This is a genomic window from Flavobacterium sp. LC2016-01 (assembly GCF_009711135.1).
GTDB lineage: Bacteria > Bacteroidota > Bacteroidia > Flavobacteriales > Flavobacteriaceae > Flavobacterium.
This window is the reverse complement of sequence record NZ_WMIC01000001.1, coordinates 1-16,310: the sequence shown is the minus strand read 5'-3', so window position 1 is coordinate 16,310 and position 16,310 is coordinate 1. Positions and strand designations below refer to the sequence as shown.

Annotated in this window: 16 protein-coding genes and 2 tRNA genes; all 18 read left to right on the top strand. The window is 33.8% G+C overall.

Annotated features, from left to right (window positions below; genetic code table 11):
* The first annotated feature begins 11 nt into the window (after positions 1-11).
* Positions 12-461, top strand: a complete 450-nt coding sequence (locus tag GKZ88_RS00090; RefSeq protein ID WP_155100356.1) for a GNAT family N-acetyltransferase — start codon at positions 12-14, stop codon at positions 459-461.
* A 2-nt stretch (positions 462-463) separates the two neighbouring features.
* Entirely contained in the window at positions 464-2,077 is a 1,614-nt protein-coding gene (locus tag GKZ88_RS00085) for a glycoside hydrolase family 3 N-terminal domain-containing protein (protein WP_155100354.1), read from the top strand.
* A gap of 125 nt (positions 2,078-2,202) precedes the next feature.
* Entirely contained in the window at positions 2,203-2,841 is a 639-nt protein-coding gene (locus GKZ88_RS00080; protein WP_035649265.1) for a peroxiredoxin, read from the top strand.
* 235 nt (positions 2,842-3,076) lie between these two features.
* A complete protein-coding gene (locus GKZ88_RS00075; protein ID WP_031453681.1) occupies positions 3,077-3,385 on the top strand; it encodes a thioredoxin family protein in 309 nt (102 codons plus the stop codon).
* 111 nt (positions 3,386-3,496) lie between these two features.
* Positions 3,497-3,754, top strand: coding sequence for a hypothetical protein (locus GKZ88_RS00070; RefSeq protein WP_008462029.1), 258 nt, complete (start codon positions 3,497-3,499; stop codon positions 3,752-3,754).
* Positions 3,755-4,099: 345 nt separating this feature from the next.
* Entirely contained in the window at positions 4,100-4,597 is a 498-nt protein-coding gene (gene tpx / locus GKZ88_RS00065) for a thiol peroxidase (protein ID WP_155100353.1), read from the top strand.
* A gap of 13 nt (positions 4,598-4,610) precedes the next feature.
* Positions 4,611-4,985, top strand: coding sequence for a diacylglycerol kinase family protein (locus GKZ88_RS00060; RefSeq protein WP_012024181.1), 375 nt, complete (start codon positions 4,611-4,613; stop codon positions 4,983-4,985).
* Positions 4,986-4,998: 13 nt separating this feature from the next.
* Positions 4,999-7,458, top strand: coding sequence for a DNA translocase FtsK (locus GKZ88_RS00055; RefSeq protein ID WP_155100352.1), 2,460 nt, complete (start codon positions 4,999-5,001; stop codon positions 7,456-7,458).
* A 7-nt stretch (positions 7,459-7,465) separates the two neighbouring features.
* Positions 7,466-8,158 (top strand): outer membrane lipoprotein carrier protein LolA, encoded by a 693-nt coding sequence (locus GKZ88_RS00050; RefSeq protein ID WP_155100351.1) that lies wholly within the window; start codon positions 7,466-7,468, stop codon positions 8,156-8,158.
* 7 nt (positions 8,159-8,165) lie between these two features.
* On the top strand, positions 8,166-9,617 hold the full coding sequence (locus tag GKZ88_RS00045) for an LptF/LptG family permease (RefSeq protein WP_155100350.1): 1,452 nt from the start codon (positions 8,166-8,168) through the stop codon (positions 9,615-9,617).
* A 1-nt stretch (position 9,618) separates the two neighbouring features.
* Positions 9,619-10,752 carry a 3,4-dihydroxy-2-butanone-4-phosphate synthase gene (ribB, locus tag GKZ88_RS00040; protein ID WP_347343849.1) on the top strand — a complete coding sequence of 378 codons (1,134 nt, stop codon included), beginning with the start codon at positions 9,619-9,621 and terminating at the stop codon, positions 10,750-10,752.
* A gap of 1 nt (position 10,753) precedes the next feature.
* Positions 10,754-11,152: an acyl-CoA thioesterase gene (locus tag GKZ88_RS00035; RefSeq protein WP_155100348.1), complete on the top strand. Its 399-nt coding sequence runs from the start codon at positions 10,754-10,756 to the stop codon at positions 11,150-11,152.
* A gap of 139 nt (positions 11,153-11,291) precedes the next feature.
* Positions 11,292-11,376, top strand: a tRNA-Ser gene (locus GKZ88_RS00030).
* 599 nt (positions 11,377-11,975) lie between these two features.
* On the top strand, positions 11,976-12,563 hold the full coding sequence (locus GKZ88_RS00025) for a hypothetical protein (RefSeq protein ID WP_155100347.1): 588 nt from the start codon (positions 11,976-11,978) through the stop codon (positions 12,561-12,563).
* Positions 12,564-12,589: 26 nt separating this feature from the next.
* Positions 12,590-14,389 (top strand): phospholipase D-like domain-containing protein, encoded by a 1,800-nt coding sequence (locus GKZ88_RS00020; RefSeq protein ID WP_155100346.1) that lies wholly within the window; start codon positions 12,590-12,592, stop codon positions 14,387-14,389.
* Positions 14,390-14,411: 22 nt separating this feature from the next.
* Positions 14,412-15,848: a hypothetical protein gene (locus tag GKZ88_RS00015; protein ID WP_155100345.1), complete on the top strand. Its 1,437-nt coding sequence runs from the start codon at positions 14,412-14,414 to the stop codon at positions 15,846-15,848.
* A gap of 8 nt (positions 15,849-15,856) precedes the next feature.
* Positions 15,857-16,099 (top strand): hypothetical protein, encoded by a 243-nt coding sequence (locus GKZ88_RS00010; RefSeq protein WP_155100344.1) that lies wholly within the window; start codon positions 15,857-15,859, stop codon positions 16,097-16,099.
* A 122-nt stretch (positions 16,100-16,221) separates the two neighbouring features.
* Positions 16,222-16,306 (top strand) — tRNA-Ser (locus GKZ88_RS00005).
* Positions 16,307-16,310 lie beyond the last annotated feature (4 nt).

Here is a 16,310-nt window from a genome sequence, read left to right as displayed (position 1 = left end):
ATATCTAGGATATGAGTAATTTAAAACGAACCAATTCAGACGATATCGATTTTATAAATCTGGTTGCTTTATTAGATAAAGATTTAGCAATTCGAGACGGAGACGATCATGCATTTTACAATCAGTTTAATAAAACGGATAAAATAAAACACACGATCGTTTATTACGAAAATGGTATTCCGGTTGGCTGTGGTGCTTTTCGTGAAAAAGAAAGCGACAAAACCGAAATTAAACGAATGTATGTTCATCCTGATTTTCGCAATAAAGGAATTGCATCAAAAATTTTAGCCGAATTGGAAATCTGGGCGAAAGAAGTAGGTTATACTTATACCATTCTCGAAACAGGAAAAAATCAGCCGGAAGCCATAAACTTATATCAAAAATTAAATTATATCATAATTCCAAATTATCCGCCTTATGAAAAGATGGATAATAGTGTCTGCATGAAAAAGACTTTATAATAATGAAAATGACAGCCGAAGCATTAAAACAAAAAGTGGGACAATTCTTTTTTCCTGCCGTATTCATAAACGATACCGAAGAAAATATTCAGGAAACTGAACGTCTTATCAAAGAACACAATATTGGCGGATTAACCTTTTTTCACAGCCGTGCTAGTGCTGCAACGAATTACGAAAGCAAGAAAAAAGTTGTTTTTAATGATGACAGCTACGAAAAAATCAAAGCATTAGTTGTTCGTTACCAAAAAGCCGCTGCTACCCCACTTTTAATCAGTATTGATGCGGAATGGGGTTTGGCAATGCGTATCGAAAAAACACCTCAATATCCGTACGCGATTACGCTTGGCGCTTTGCCTGAAAACAAATCAAATTTAGTTTACGAAGTTGGAAAACAAATTGGCTTAGATTTAAAAGCTGCCGGAATTCAGTACAATTTATCGCCTTTGGCGGATATCAACAATAATCCAAATAATCCCGTTATTGGTTATCGTTCTTTTGGTGAAAACAAAGAAAAAGTAGCCGATTTTTCCATTGAATATTTAAAAGGAATGTCGGAAGTTGGTGTTTTAGGCTGTCTGAAACATTTTCCCGGACACGGAAATACAAATGTTGATTCGCATTTAGGATTACCGGTTTTAAAGGAAACTTTAGAAGAATTATTAGAAAACGAATTATATCCATTCATCAAAGGAATTGAAAACAATGTCGATTCAATTATGATTGGGCATTTGGCTGTTCCGAGTTTAAATGATGGAAAAGATACATCAGCAACTTTATCAAAAGCGGTTATTCAGGATCTTCTGCGTGATAAATTAGGTTATGATGGTTTGGTGATTTCTGATGCCTTGAATATGCACAGCGTTTCTAAACTTTATGATACCAAAGGGCATTTAGAATGGGAAGCCTTTAATGCTGGAAATGATGTTTTATGTTTTGCCGAAAATGTTCCGGAAGGAATTGAAGAAATCCTGAAAAATGCTTCACCAGAAAGAATCGAGGAAAGTTTCAACAGAATTATGAAGGCCAAAGAAAAAGCTGGAATTCTTTCTGGAAATACTGCTGCTTCGGGCGAATTAGATTTCAAAAAAGCATCAGAATTAAATTTGGAAATTGCTCAAAATGCCATTACCACAATCATTGACAATTCAAATTCAGAGTTGGTTTTTGAGGCGCAAAAAAACAATAAACTTGCTAAACTAAGTTTATATAAAAATATCGAAAACACTTTCTTTAAAACTTTAAATTCAAAACTGACTTCACCAGAATTTGCTTTTGAAAATATAGAAGTTTCGGATATTTCATCCATCAAAAAAGAATTAGAAAATTTCGAAACAATCCTAATTTCATTATTTGTTCCAAAAGCAAAACCAATGAACAATTTCGAAATTAATGACGAAGTTTTAGAATTGCTTTCCAATTTGCTTCAAAGCAAAAAATGTATCGTTTACGTTTTCGGAAATCCGTACGCTTTACCTATAATTCCAAATCTTAAAAAGGCTTCAGGATTAGTTCAGGCCTATCAAGATTTTGAGGAATTTCAAAAAACTGCGGGAATTCAATTTTTAGATAAAATTTCTTCAAACGGAGTTCTCCCTGTAAATGTTGACATTCAATAAGTTATAATTAAAAATAATCAAAAACTATCAACTTATAAATTTTAATAATCACATCTTATTGTAAGAACCTGCACTTATGCCCTACTTTTGCACCAGAAATAAATTTTTAACGTAAAACGAAAAATATGTCTTTAGTAGGAAAAAAATTCCCAAGTATTGCAGTAGATGCTATCTCAGAAATGGGTGACAATTTAAAAATCAACATTTTTGAAGAAGCAGTAAACAACAACAAAAAAGTATTATTGTTTTGGTACCCAAAAGATTTCACTTTTGTTTGCCCAACTGAATTACACGCCTTTCAAGCTGCATTACCAGAATTCGAAAAAAGAAATACTATCGTAATTGGTGCTTCTTGCGATACTAACGAAGTTCACTTCGCTTGGTTGAATACTCCAAAAAACAACGGTGGAATTGAAGGTGTTACTTACCCAATCTTAGCGGACACAAACCGTAACTTATCTAACATTTTAGGAATTTTAGATATTGATTCTACAGAATACAGCGAAGAAACGGATTCAGTTATCATCGAAGGTTCAAACGTAACTTTCAGAGCTACTTACCTTATTGACGAAACTGGAAAAATCTTCCACGAAAGTGTTAACGATATGCCATTAGGACGTAACGTAAACGAATACTTAAGAATGGTTGACGCTTACACACACATCCAAACTAAAGGTGAAGTTTGTCCTGCAAACTGGGAAGCTGGTAAAGAAGCTATGTCTGCTGACAGACTAAGTACTGCTGAATACTTAAGCGCAAACTAATTTTTTTAAGGTTCTGAGGTTCTAAGGTACTGAGGCACTAAGTTTTTTTACTGAACTTTTAAATCTTAAATAAAATTCTACAATACAGTTATCGGGTTCTAAGATTAACTCTTAGAATCTTAGAACCTTGATAGCTTTAGATCTCAAAAAATAATTTTAACGTTAAGTCATTTTATGGACTAAGGGCTAAAAAACTTAGAACCTTAGCGACTTAGCACCTCAAAAAATAAAAATTATGTTAATCGACTTAAACGAAGATACGTTAGCAGATTTAGTTGCTAAAAACGAAAAAGTAGTAGTACAATATTCAGCTTCATGGTGTGGAAATTGCCGTATTATGAAACCAAAATTCAAAAAATTAGCCACAGAAAATGAAGCTATCACTTTTGTTTTGGTTGATGCAGAAAATGCTCCTGAATCAAGAAAATTAGCTAATGTGAGCAATTTGCCAACATTCGCCACTTTCGTAAACGGACAATTGGTTGGCGAAACACAAACTAATAAACAAGAAGTTTTAATCGATCTTGTAAACGCAATTGCTTAAATTTAGATTAGTTAGACTGGCTTAGATTTTTAGACTTCTTAGAAGTTGTCTACAAACTTTAAAAAGGTCTAAGAAGTCTAAGAATGTCTAAAAATCTAAGAAGTCTAAATTATGAAATTACCTGTAATAAAGCATTTGACGCAATTCATCGAAGAAAACGATCAGGATTATATCATTGAAACAATCGAAGTTCTTGAAGCTATGACTGAAATTCCTTCTCTTAAAGACGAAGAATTAGACGTAATTGGCGAATTGATTTCGAATATGTACGGTGCACTTGAAGTACAAAAATTGGTTGCACAAGGAACAGATAAAAAAGAAGCTTTAAATACGTTCATGAAACGTGTTTTAGGTTCAATCGATAAATAAATCGGCCTCTTTTTCAAATAAAAAACAAAAAACAAGACTGAGAAAGCGTTTCTATTTTAGGGACGCTTTTTTTGTATTGTGGCAAATTGCACACGGATGACACGGATTCACTTCGTGAAGTCGCGGATTTAAACGGATTCTTTTCGTTTCGTACGTAATCATAAAAAAAATAAATCCGTTTAAATCCGCGTTTTTGCGTAAGCAAATCTGTGCCATCCGCGTTCAATCTATATACAAACCAAAATAAAAATTCACCTCCTTAATCTCTCCTTAAACCCATAACAAATACTTTTAGATTCAAATATTAATCCTTACTTTTGAACCTCATTAAATTAAACAAAAATCATGGCTTCAATAACATTAGGAGGAAATCCAGTTCATACATCAGGCGAATTACCAGCAGTTGGATCAAAATTGGCTGATTTCAAATTAGTACAAAACGATTTATCAGTTGCTTCACTAAGCAATTTTGCAGGTAAAAAATTAGTTTTAAATATTTTCCCAAGTGTTGATACAGGAACTTGCGCAACGTCTGTTAGAAAATTCAATGCAAGCGCAAGCGGATTAGAGAACACTACTGTTTTATGCATCTCTAGAGATTTACCTTTCGCTCAAAAACGTTTTTGTGGTGCTGAAGGTTTAGAAAATGTAGTTAATTTATCTGATTTCCAAGAAGGAAGCTTTGGTAAAGCAAACGGTTTAGAAATCGTTGACGGACCTTTAGCTGGTTTACACTCAAGAGCAATCATTGTTGTTGACGCTGACGGAACAATTACGCACACAGAACAAGTTGCAGAAATTGCAAACGAACCAAATTACGAAGCGGCTTTAGCAGCACTATAATATTTTCCAATAAATGGAGTTTCAAAAAGATAATACATTTGTTACAGGTCGTTTAAAAAGCGTTACATATGCTTTTAAAGGAGCTGTAAAACTAATCAAAACAGAACACAGCGTTATGGTTCAATTCTCATTGGGAATTATCATGACCATTGCCGGGTTCTATTTTCATATTTCACAAACCGAATGGCTTTGCCAGACTTTGGCAATTGGCTTAGTTTTAAGTGTTGAAGGTTTGAATACAGCAGTTGAAAAAATTGCTGATTTTATTCATCCTGATTACAGCAGACGAATCGGATTTATTAAAGATATTGCTGCCGGAGCGGTATTTTTTGCCGCAATGACTGCAATAGCAATTGGCTTAATTATTTATATCCCAAAATTTATATAGGCGGAACGCAAGAATGGCAAAAACAAAAAAAGAAACGGCAGACAAAAAAACTGAATCAAAAGTTGAGAATATTAGGTCTTGGAAATTAACCAAACAGCAAAAGTTTGTTTTGGGATGTCTTCTAATACTTTTTTCAATCGCATTATTGGTTGCATTTATTTCGTTTTATATTAACGGACAGTGGCAAACAGACCAAAGTGCTGTCAACAGTCTTGGAGACCGAGACGAAGTGGTACAAAACTGGCTCGGAAAATTCGGAGCTTATCTTGCTGATCTTATTGTTTACAGAGGTTTTGGGATTGCTTCTTTTATTTTTGTCCGTTTATTTTTCCTTACCGGATTGTTTTTAGCATTAGAACTTTCGACCAAAAAACTAAAAAACACTTGGTTTTGGGACTTATTTGCTATGATTGTTGTTTCTATTCTGTTTGGTTTTTTCGCTACATCAGCGCCAGAATTAGGAGGAACAATTGGTTATGAATTGAATCTTTTTCTTCAGGATTACATTGGAAAAACAGGAACTTTATTGACCTTGTTTTTCGGTCTGATCGTTTATTTGATTTTCAAAATAAAAGTATCACCTGAAAAAATTCAGTCTTATTTTGATTCAACTAAAAAGGAATTTAATTCAGAATTAGAATCTATAAAACCTGTTCAACAACATCCACAACCAGAAAGTGCTTATAATTTAGAAGAATTTGCAATTGAGGAAGAAGATCCTGAATTGGATAACATTCACTTAAAAACGGTTGATTCCCAATTCGAAATCAATAAAGAAGCTTTAAAACCTACTATTTCAAATTCTTCAGAAATTGATTTAAATCCGGTTTTAAAACCCGTTCAAATGAATATCAATCCTGCAACTGTTACAGCTCCAGCTCACACTGAAGAGTTTGTGATCGAAAAAGCAGAAGAAGAAGATATTATTGAAGAAAATCTGGCTTCTCGCCTAGTTGCTGATTTTGGATTATTTGACCCAACTTTAGATCTTTCGAATTACAAATTCCCAACCATCGATTTATTAAAAGAATATTCGACAGGCGGCATTACGATCAATCAAGAAGAATTAGAAGAAAACAAAAATAAAATTGTAGATACATTGCGTAACTACAAAATTGAAATCGCTCAGATTAAAGCGACTGTTGGTCCATCGGTAACTTTATATGAAATTGTACCGGAAGCCGGAATCAGAATTTCTAAAATTAAAAGTTTAGAAGATGATATTGCACTTTCATTATCCGCTTTAGGAATTCGTATTATTGCGCCAATTCCAGGAAAAGGAACGATTGGTATTGAGGTTCCGAACAAGAATCCAACGATGGTTTCGATGAAAAGCGTTATTGGATCAGCTAAGTTTCAAGAAGCCGAAATGGAATTACCAATTGCATTAGGAAAAACAATTTCAAACGAAACTTTTGTTGTCGATTTAGCCAAAATGCCTCACTTATTGATGGCGGGTGCTACTGGACAAGGTAAATCGGTTGGATTAAATGCTGTATTAACTTCGCTTTTATACAAAAAACATCCAGCAGAAGTAAAATTTGTTTTGGTTGACCCGAAAAAAGTGGAGCTTACGCTTTTCAATAAAATTGAAAGACACTATTTAGCCAAACTTCCTGATACAGAAGATGCTATTATTACAGATAATGCAAAAGTTGTCAACACTTTAAATTCGCTTTGTACTGAAATGGACAATCGTTATTCTTTATTAAAAGATGCGATGGTTCGAAATATTAAAGAATACAACGATAAATTCAAAGCAAGAAAATTAAATCCTGAAGCCGGACACCGATTTTTACCTTACATCGTTTTGGTTGTCGATGAGTTCGCCGATTTAATTATGACTGCCGGAAAAGAAGTCGAAATTCCGATTGCGCGTCTGGCTCAGCTTGCCCGTGCCATTGGTATTCACTTAATTATTGCCACACAGCGACCTTCTGTAAACGTAATTACAGGTTTGATTAAAGCCAATTTCCCAGCCAGAATAGCGTTTAGAGTAACTTCAAAAATTGACTCGAGAACAATTTTAGACACTCAAGGTGCTGATCAGCTTATTGGACGAGGAGATTTATTATACACAAATGGAAACGATGTTGTGCGTGTACAGTGCGCATTTATTGACACTCCTGAAGTTGAAAAAATTACAGATTTTATTGGCGGACAAAAAGCGTATGCCACAGCATATTTGCTTCCGGAGTTCATTGGAGAAGAAAGTGGCATCAATCTTGATATAGATATTTCCGAAAGAGACACCTTATTTAGAGAAGCCGCTGAGATTATTGTCAATGCACAGCAAGGTTCTGCTTCATTACTGCAAAGAAAATTAAAATTAGGCTACAACAGAGCCGGGCGATTGATTGATCAATTGGAAGCAGCCGGAATTGTTGGCCCTTTTGAAGGCAGTAAAGCAAGAAGCGTGAACATTTTAGACTTAAGTGCTCTTGATCAATTTTTTAATAATGAACAAAATTAACCCCATCATGAAAACGAAAATTCAGGAAATCAGAAACAATTCTATCACTAACATGACTAAAAAGTGCTTTCAAATTGCAGTAATATTGCTTTTGAGCTTCACTTCAACTCAGGCTCAGGATAAAAAAGCCAAAGATTTATTGAACGAGGTAACCACTAAAATTAAAAGTTACGACAATATTGTTATCGATTTTAAATACTCTTTGAATAATGCTAAAGAAAACATTAATCAAGACAGTAAAGGAAATGTAACTATGAAAGGAAATCAATATGTTTTGAATTTCATGGGTGTCACTAAAATATTCGACGGGCAAAAAACCTATACTATAAATCCTGAAGACGAAGAAGTTACTATTTCGAAAGTAAATGAGAAAGATGACAATGCTATTACGCCTTCAAAAATGCTTACTTTCTTTAATTCTGGATACAAATACAACATGGATATTGTTCAGAATGTTAAGGGAAGAAAAATTCAGTACATCAAATTAGTGCCAACAAGCGGTAAAGACCAAAGAAAAGAAATTCTTTTAGGCATTGATGTTCAGACAAAACACATTTACAATTTAATCGAAACTGGAAAAAACGGAACAAAAACAACTTTAACCGTTAATTCTTTTAAAACCAATCAGCCTTTATCAAAAAATCAATTTACCTTTGTAGCGAGCAAATATCCAAAATACTACATCAACAAATTAGATTAATTACGGGTTGAAAATTTTAGACAAATACTTACTAAAAACATTTCTGATTACGTTTACTACGGTATTCGTAATCCTTTTTTTTATATTCATACTTCAAACAGTATGGCTTTTTATCGCAGAACTTGCAGGTAAAGATCTTGACTTAATATTAGTTGTCAAATTCCTGCTTTTCTCAATGCCGCGTATCATTCCGCTGGTTTTACCTTTATCGGTTTTATTAGCTTCAATTATGAGTTTCGGAAATTTAGCCGAAAACTATGAATTTGCCGCTATGAAATCTTCTGGAATTTCACTTCAAAGGGCAATGCGTATTTTAATCGTATTTATCTTTGTTTTAAGTATTGTTGCTTTTTGGTTTGCTAATAATGTAATTCCGTATGCAGAATACAAATTTGTTAACTTCCGAAAAAATATCGCTCAGGCTAAACCAGCAATGGCAATTGCTGAAGGCCAATTTAATGATGTTGGATTTTACAACATCAAAGTAAATAAAAAATCAGGCGAAAACGGAAATATCTTAACCGGTGTTACCATTCATGAAAAAAATAATAACATTGGCGAAAACAAAACTGTTATTAAAGCAAAAAATGGCGAGTTAATAAGTAATGAAAAATCAAGTATTTTGAAACTTGTTTTAAATGACGGCTATTATTACCAAGACGTAATGCCAAAAAAATATGAAGACCGTGCCAAATTACCTTTTGTAAAAGCTGCCTTCAAAAAACAAATCATCAATATCGATTTATCTGAACTGAATAAAGTTGACGAAAATAAAGAAGATGTGAACAGCACAAACGGGATGCTGAATGTTAGCGAATTGCGCTATACGCTTGATTCCTTAAACAAAAATTTGGACAATGAAATAATTTCTTTTTCAGAAAATATCAATCAGCGTGTTGGAATTAAAAAAATCCCAATGCCTATTAAAACTGATATTAAGAAAAAGCAAATGCCTAATGATCTTCTATCATTATATACAAATAAGCAAAAACTGGATATTCTAAAAATGGCAAGCAGTAATGTGAGCAGTAATATTTATTCAGTCGAAGCCACCCAAAAAGATTTAAAAGACAAACAGCGAGAAATCAACAAGCATCTCAGTGCATTATATGAGAAATTTGTCATTGCTTTCGCCTGCTTTTTAATGTTTTTTATTGGAGCTCCATTAGGCGCAATCATTCGCAAAGGCGGACTAGGATTGCCAATTGTTTTTGCAGTATTGATTTTCATTACATTCCATTTCATTAATACTTTTGGAAAAAGACTTTCACAAGAAGGCGGTATGACTCCATTTTTGGGATCATGGATGTCCTCTTTCATATTAACGCCATTGGCAATTTTATTAACATACCGTGCAACAAATGACAACGGATTAATAAATTTTGATGCTATTATGACGCCTATATCACAATTATTTCAGAAAATTTCCGAGCGATTTTTCCCCGCTCAAAATAAATAAAATTATGTCAGCAAAAATACAACTAAATACCATTGAAGAAGCTATAGAAGATATTCGTCAAGGTAAAGTAATTATTGTAGTCGATGATGAAGATCGTGAGAATGAAGGTGATTTTTTGGCAGCAGCCGAAAAAGTAACTCCAGAGATGATCAACTTTATGGCAACACACGGCCGCGGATTAATCTGTACACCACTTACAGAAAGCCATTGCAAAGAACTTGATCTACGTGCCATGGTAACTAACAATACAGATCATATGGAAACTGCTTTTACAGTTTCTGTTGATTTAAAAGGTCACGGCGTAACAACCGGTATTTCTGCCGCTGACAGATCAAAAACTGTTCAATCTTTAGTTGATCCAAACACAAAACCGCACGATTTAGCGCGTCCTGGACATATTTTTCCGTTGATTGCTAAACAAGGAGGCGTTTTAAGAAGAACAGGACATACAGAAGCAGCTATTGATTTTGCAAGACTGGCAGGATTCAAACCTGCAGGTGTTATCTGCGAAATTTTAAATGAAGATGGAACAATGTCTCGCCTGCCTCAGCTTATTGAAGTTGCTAAAAAATTCAACTTGAAATTAGTTTCTATTGAGGATTTAGTTGCCTACAGAATGCAGCACGACAGTCTGATCGTTAAAAAAGAAGATTTTGATATTGAAACCCGTTTTGGTACATTTAGATTAAGAGCTTACGAACAAACTACAAACAAACAAATTCATATTGCCTTAACAAAAGGAACTTGGAATTTAGGTGAGCCAATTTTAACCCGAATCCACTCTTCGCAAGTAAATAATGATTTATTAGGCACTTTAACCAATAATGCCGAACAACAACTGGATGATATGTTTAAAGTTATTAATGAAAATGGCAAAGGCGCTATTATCTTCATTAATCAGGATATGACTGCAGTTAATCTTTTAAATAGAATTTCTGAACTTAAATCATTACAATCTCAAGGAACATTAAAAGCCCCAAAAGTAATTATTGACAGTAAAGACTACGGAATTGGAGCTCAAATTCTACATGATATCGATATTTCTAAAATTAGATTAGTATCGAATACACAGCAAACAAAACGTGTTGGTATGATTGGGTATGGACTTGAAATTACTGAATACGTAAACTACTAATATGGGGACATTAGAAGAAAGAATTTTAAAATCTGAAACACATATTTTCAAAGCTGTTTTTCCGAGTACAACGAATCATTATGACACCTTATTTGGAGGAACTGCACTTCATTTGATGGATGAAGTTGCTTTTATATGTGCAACCCGTTTCAGCCGTAAAAAAGTGGTAACAATTTCAACAGGTCAAATTGATTTTAAAAAAGCAATTCCGGCGGGAACTTTAATCGAATTAGTAGCGAAAGTTATCAGTGTTGGAAGAACAAGTTGTAAAATTCACGTTGATATTTTTATGGAACAAATGTATTCAGAGCTTCGCGAAACTGTAGTTTCAGGAACTTTTTCGTTTGTTGCTGTCGATGAAAATAAAAAACCGGTGCCAATTTTGGATGATTTAGAGTAATTTTTCAAAAAATCTATTTTCGTAAATACTGATAATTAGACACTTGAAAATTAACTTAAAAAAATCGCTAAAAAAGTTTTTATAATCGGAAAAGCGTACTATATTTGCACTCGCAATCAGATAACGAGAGCGACATACTGGAGAAATGGCAGAGCGGTCGAATGCGGCAGTCTTGAAAACTGTTGACTGTAACAGGTCCGGGGGTTCGAATCCCTCTTTCTCCGCTGAAGGCTAAAAAGAGACTTTTCAAAGTTTATAAAAAAAGCCAAAAAGAGCGGTAAACCCTGCAAATCAAACGATTTGCAGGGTTTTTTCTTTTATACCACTTTTCAATATTTATAAAAGCGCGCAAAATCGCCACAGCACATTCGAGGCAAGACTTATCTCTTAAAAACAAAAATCAAGCATTTATAAGGTCTGCCGAATTTAGATCCTAATTTTTATTAAGCTAGAACAAAAAAGCAACTGAACAAATACTCCAAAACAGGTATAACTACTTGACAATTATAACTTTATATTTTTTAATTTCGAAGCTAATATAATAACACAGAAAAGTTCTTCTTTTTCCATGATTTACAAAAAGACCTTTTACAATACAAAATTCTTCAAAAGATCTAATATGTAAAATTTTTAAGCATTAATTAAGATACTTAAAACATACCCGCCAAATAAAGATCATAAATTAAAATGCGTTTTCATTATATCCGACAAGACTAGTTTTTATTATATAAACTCGTCATGACATTGAAAAAAAAAAAAAAAAAAAAAAATAATTTCAAAACTACTGAATCTATATCCTACTAATCAATTAAAAATCTTAATCATGAAGCATCTAAATTTCATTTCAGGACTTTTAACAATACTGCTTATTCTTAGCATTACGTCCGGTTTTGTACCTGCTGTCGATAGTACAAAAGCCAAGAATCCTGATACCCCTAAAATTGAAAAAGGCAGGTCAGACTCCGCCATTGAAACTGCAGGAGGTCAATCAGATACCAGTCACAAAAATAGTGCTGTGCCTGCTGCTCCGTCAATAAATGAAAATGCAGTTCTTATTATTACTGTTCTCTTTTTTGCTGTGATGCTGTTTCTCTTTTATAAATTATTTGGCCACCTTAAAGACAGGGAACAATATATAGGATTTCAATCCATAAAACTCATCGGCCTTATATTAATGTTTCCGGGCATCTGTATCCTTGCCTTGGCAGGAGGAGGCCTTATAGGAGGCTCTACCCTTGCAGCGCTTTTGGGCACTATAGCAGGGTACGTACTCTCAAGAGAAGACGACCCTAAAGATTCATCACTAAAAGAAGATTATACAAAATTAAAAAAAGACAAGGACGCCTTAGATGATGCTGTAAAAAATCTCAAAATAGAAATTGAGGAACTGAAAAAACAAATTGCAGGATAAAAGAATTCACTTAATCTTTATCAATTATGAATATATTCAATAAAAATAATGGTGTAAGCGTACGCGCTTTCAAAGGCGATGCAATGACTTTGTTGGCATTCGACTTAATTCCTTCATTAACAGATAATCTGGCAGGATTCACTATTCGTTATAAGATAAAAGGAACTGCTTTCGAAGATTATATTTATAACCGGATGATCTTTCCTGACCATGTGATAATTGCCTCCAATATTCCTCCCAGAGAAAAAAATTCAACATTATATGCTCCCATACAAAAATTTAACTGGGTACATGTTCCCAATGCTGCTATCGATAGCCAAATACCAGTTTTTGGTATTTATATTTACGAGATTACACCCCGCCACATTGCCGATAATGTTTTGAAGCCCATTGATCATTCACTAACAGTGACTATAGAAATTAATGTAGGTCCTTTTGAAATGAAAAACACTAAAATTGGATTTACAAGAGGCTTTGTGTCCTCTGTGGCTTACGCAAAAAGGTTTAATGTGGAAAACAACAGTGTAAGACCAAACGAAACTGATTTAATTTTCGACATCAGCCAAAAAGCAGACAACGCAAAGAGATGGAATAACGCCCTGCACAATTACGAAATGGTGCCCTATACGTATGAAGACCAACATAAGTGGCTGGGATGGCAGGCCAGACAAAGAATACTCGATTTTTTAAATGAAGTCATTACAGATAATTCACTGAGACTTAAAGTCTTTGCCTATGATTTAGATGAACCCGAAATCTGCAACCGCTTACTGGAAATAACAGCATCTGGAAGATTAAAAATCATTTTAGACGATGCTGGGGATCATGGAGAGCTAGATTCTTTTGAAGACAAATTCAATATTCTTTTTAATAGCAGAAAAACAGGAAATTCAGAAATTGTAAGAGGCCATTACAAAGGTCTGGCGCACTGCAAAACTTTTATAATACTTGATTCCAACGACAAGGCTTTAAAAGTACTTACAGGCTCCACTAATTTTTCAACAAACGGAATTTATATTAATTCCAATCATGTGCTGGTATTTGATAATAAAAAAATTGCTGAATGCTATAACAATCTTTTTGATATGTCATTTTCCAAAACTAAAATCAATAATCTTAAAGGTACTGAGCCTACAACGCTGGATTATCATTTTGAAGCAGAAGAAATTCCAGAAATGACAATCACTTTTGCACCGCATGCTAAAGCAGATGCCGAGAGAATTTTTAAAAGAATCAGTGACCGCATTACCCGAGAAGGAAATAGTGACGTTCTTTTCGCCATTATGAAAGATAACAGTGCCAGCAGTATCTTAACTGCCGTACAGAATCAATTAAAAAACAATACTGTTTTTACTTACGGCATAACGGACAGAATAAATAAAAAAGCAGAAGACTACGAAGTCTTCCTCTATAAACCCAACAATATAAACGGAATAAGAGTTGCAGGAAGAGGTATAGCCTCTGTATTGCCCCAGCCGTTTGGAACGGTGCCAAAAATCGACGGTTATGCTATTCATCATAAATTTATTGTGGTGAACTTTAGGGGAGACAATCCTGTAGTTTACTGCGGAAGCAGCAACCTTGCTTTTAATCCCGAACAAAAAAACGGAGATAATCTGCTGGAAATCCACGACGATGATATTGTTACGGTTTTTGCTATAGAAGCCCTCCGATTAGTTGACCATTTTCATTGGAGAAATTACGAAGTGAACCCAGACCAGGAAAGACATCTGGACGATTTAAACGACAAACGCAAATCTTGGTATAAATCCTGGTTTAATCCCTCAGATTTAAAAAGCAGGCAGAGACAATTATATATTAAATAAGAAGAACCAAATCCGAAAACATATGAAAAGATTTCTAGTATTTTTCTTTATTCTCATTCATTCAATAGCGCATTCACAGGAGAATGAAAATAAAACCGCGGAAATAATCAGAACCAAGGAATCTCTCTCCAATGAAGAGTTCAACAAAATAATACAGACTAACTTCTCAAAATTAATTACGGGCCAGTCCGCTAACAACATAGGAAGTTATGCAGGCGTTGATATCGAAAAAACAGAGGTAACTTTCAGTCCCACTTTTATATTAAAAAACGGAAATATCGTTACAGGCAAAATGATGGGAGGCATATCTGACGGCATGTACTCTATTTTCAACAACTCTAAATTAAACACCAATATCAGTCTGGAAGTTCAATATCATTTTTTATTCAATAACCAGCCTAAGATAATATATTATTACAAAAATGATCTTGACAAGCAGAGAGAAGCACTACAGAAAATCGATAAGGAATACAAAGATGCTTTAATTAAAATTGATTCTTCGTTTGATAAAAAGAGCCGGATAATTGAAAACAATCAATTAGAAACAGATAACAAAACTGCTGATACCAAAATTAAAAAATTAAAAAAGCTTAAGAGCGATTTAAAAGATTCTCCAATACCTAAAGTCCAGGATTCGGTAACCGCTTATAGAGAACTCTACGATGCGCAGATTACTGTAGAAAATATCAAAAAAAAACAAAACCAAGCTAAGATAACCGAAAACGATTCTTTAAATAAAATTTTCAATAAATTAAAAGAGCGCCTTAAAATTGGAAATGCCAGAGCTGAAAGATTACAGGAAAATGACATTTCAAAACTAAAAGTTGCCGGCTATCGATTTGCGTGGTTTTCAATGTCTGCTAAATTAAAAAATGATGATTTTCGTTTGTTAAATCCTCAAGAACCTTATGAAAAGCAGATTACAAAAGATAACTATGTCAGTTATGAATTTAAAACACAATATTCCTATATAAATTTAAATCCGAGCAAAAATGACAAAACTACATACCTCACCTCATCTTTAACCATGAAATATAAAAGCAATTTTAATGATTTAAAGAAAGTCGAAGTTTCCCAGACAAATCTCACAGGCACAAGTTCAAATCAGACAAGGGAAACTGTTGAAAAATATTTTGCATACTCCGGAGTCTACAAAACCGGCATAACCGAGATTAACGCAGATATAGATTTTTATCATTTCCCATTCAGAAACAGCAGCATTGGATTTCACCTATTCCCCAATAGCAAATACACCGAAAATTTAAAACCGGTTTATAATGCTGGCTTTGGAGTGGTATTCCCTTTCATTGACAAAAAGAAGGACAAATCCACCATCAATGCCGAATTATATTACAATGCAGTCAACATCTTTAATTCCAAAGATTCAGACTACTCCTTAATTGAAAGAAACAATATCGGAATACGATTAGTTTTCCCAATAAGTTTTAATCTTAAATAATCAAAATCATGGCAAAGAAAAACATTATAAAAAGTGATACTTTTAAATTAATCCGTCAATTTAAAGCAATCTGCAAAGAAAAAGATCTTTCATGTGATTGGAAAAACACAGAAGATGAAGCAATTTTAGACGCGATAAACCATCAGAATACAAATATTACTCATAGCGTCGATATACTTGTACAAGAACGACAAGAATATATAATGAAAATTGGAAAAGATAAAATTGAAAAAGTTCTTAATTTGAAATAAATATTTCATTCTTACTTAGCTGTCAAATATAATTTTCTTTTTAAATAGTATCAAAAAAATTTCTAAAATCGAAAAAACATTTTATCTTTGCACCCGCAATCAGAAAATGATTGGAACATACTGGAGAAATGGCAGAGCGGTCGAATGCGGCAGTCTTGAAAACTGTTGACTGTAACAGGTCCGGGGGTTCGAATCCCTCTTTCTCCGCTGA

What these genes read in the sequence shown, in the direction of transcription:
- GKZ88_RS00035 (WP_155100348.1), top strand. Translation starts at nt 10,754, where the DNA reads ATGGGGACATTAGAAGAAAGAATTTTAAAATCTGAAACACATATTTTC.
- GKZ88_RS00060 (WP_012024181.1), top strand. Translation starts at nt 4,611, where the DNA reads ATGGAGTTTCAAAAAGATAATACATTTGTTACAGGTCGTTTAAAAAGC.
- GKZ88_RS00010 (WP_155100344.1), top strand. Translation starts at nt 15,857, where the DNA reads ATGGCAAAGAAAAACATTATAAAAAGTGATACTTTTAAATTAATCCGT.
- GKZ88_RS00020 (WP_155100346.1), top strand. Translation starts at nt 12,590, where the DNA reads ATGAATATATTCAATAAAAATAATGGTGTAAGCGTACGCGCTTTCAAA.
- GKZ88_RS00025 (WP_155100347.1), top strand. Translation starts at nt 11,976, where the DNA reads ATGAAGCATCTAAATTTCATTTCAGGACTTTTAACAATACTGCTTATT.
- GKZ88_RS00090 (WP_155100356.1), top strand. Translation starts at nt 12, where the DNA reads ATGAGTAATTTAAAACGAACCAATTCAGACGATATCGATTTTATAAAT.
- GKZ88_RS00075 (WP_031453681.1), top strand. Translation starts at nt 3,077, where the DNA reads ATGTTAATCGACTTAAACGAAGATACGTTAGCAGATTTAGTTGCTAAA.
- GKZ88_RS00070 (WP_008462029.1), top strand. Translation starts at nt 3,497, where the DNA reads ATGAAATTACCTGTAATAAAGCATTTGACGCAATTCATCGAAGAAAAC.
- GKZ88_RS00015 (WP_155100345.1), top strand. Translation starts at nt 14,412, where the DNA reads ATGAAAAGATTTCTAGTATTTTTCTTTATTCTCATTCATTCAATAGCG.
- GKZ88_RS00085 (WP_155100354.1), top strand. Translation starts at nt 464, where the DNA reads ATGAAAATGACAGCCGAAGCATTAAAACAAAAAGTGGGACAATTCTTT.
- GKZ88_RS00080 (WP_035649265.1), top strand. Translation starts at nt 2,203, where the DNA reads ATGTCTTTAGTAGGAAAAAAATTCCCAAGTATTGCAGTAGATGCTATC.
- GKZ88_RS00055 (WP_155100352.1), top strand. Translation starts at nt 4,999, where the DNA reads ATGGCAAAAACAAAAAAAGAAACGGCAGACAAAAAAACTGAATCAAAA.
- GKZ88_RS00050 (WP_155100351.1), top strand. Translation starts at nt 7,466, where the DNA reads ATGAAAACGAAAATTCAGGAAATCAGAAACAATTCTATCACTAACATG.
- tpx (WP_155100353.1), top strand. Translation starts at nt 4,100, where the DNA reads ATGGCTTCAATAACATTAGGAGGAAATCCAGTTCATACATCAGGCGAA.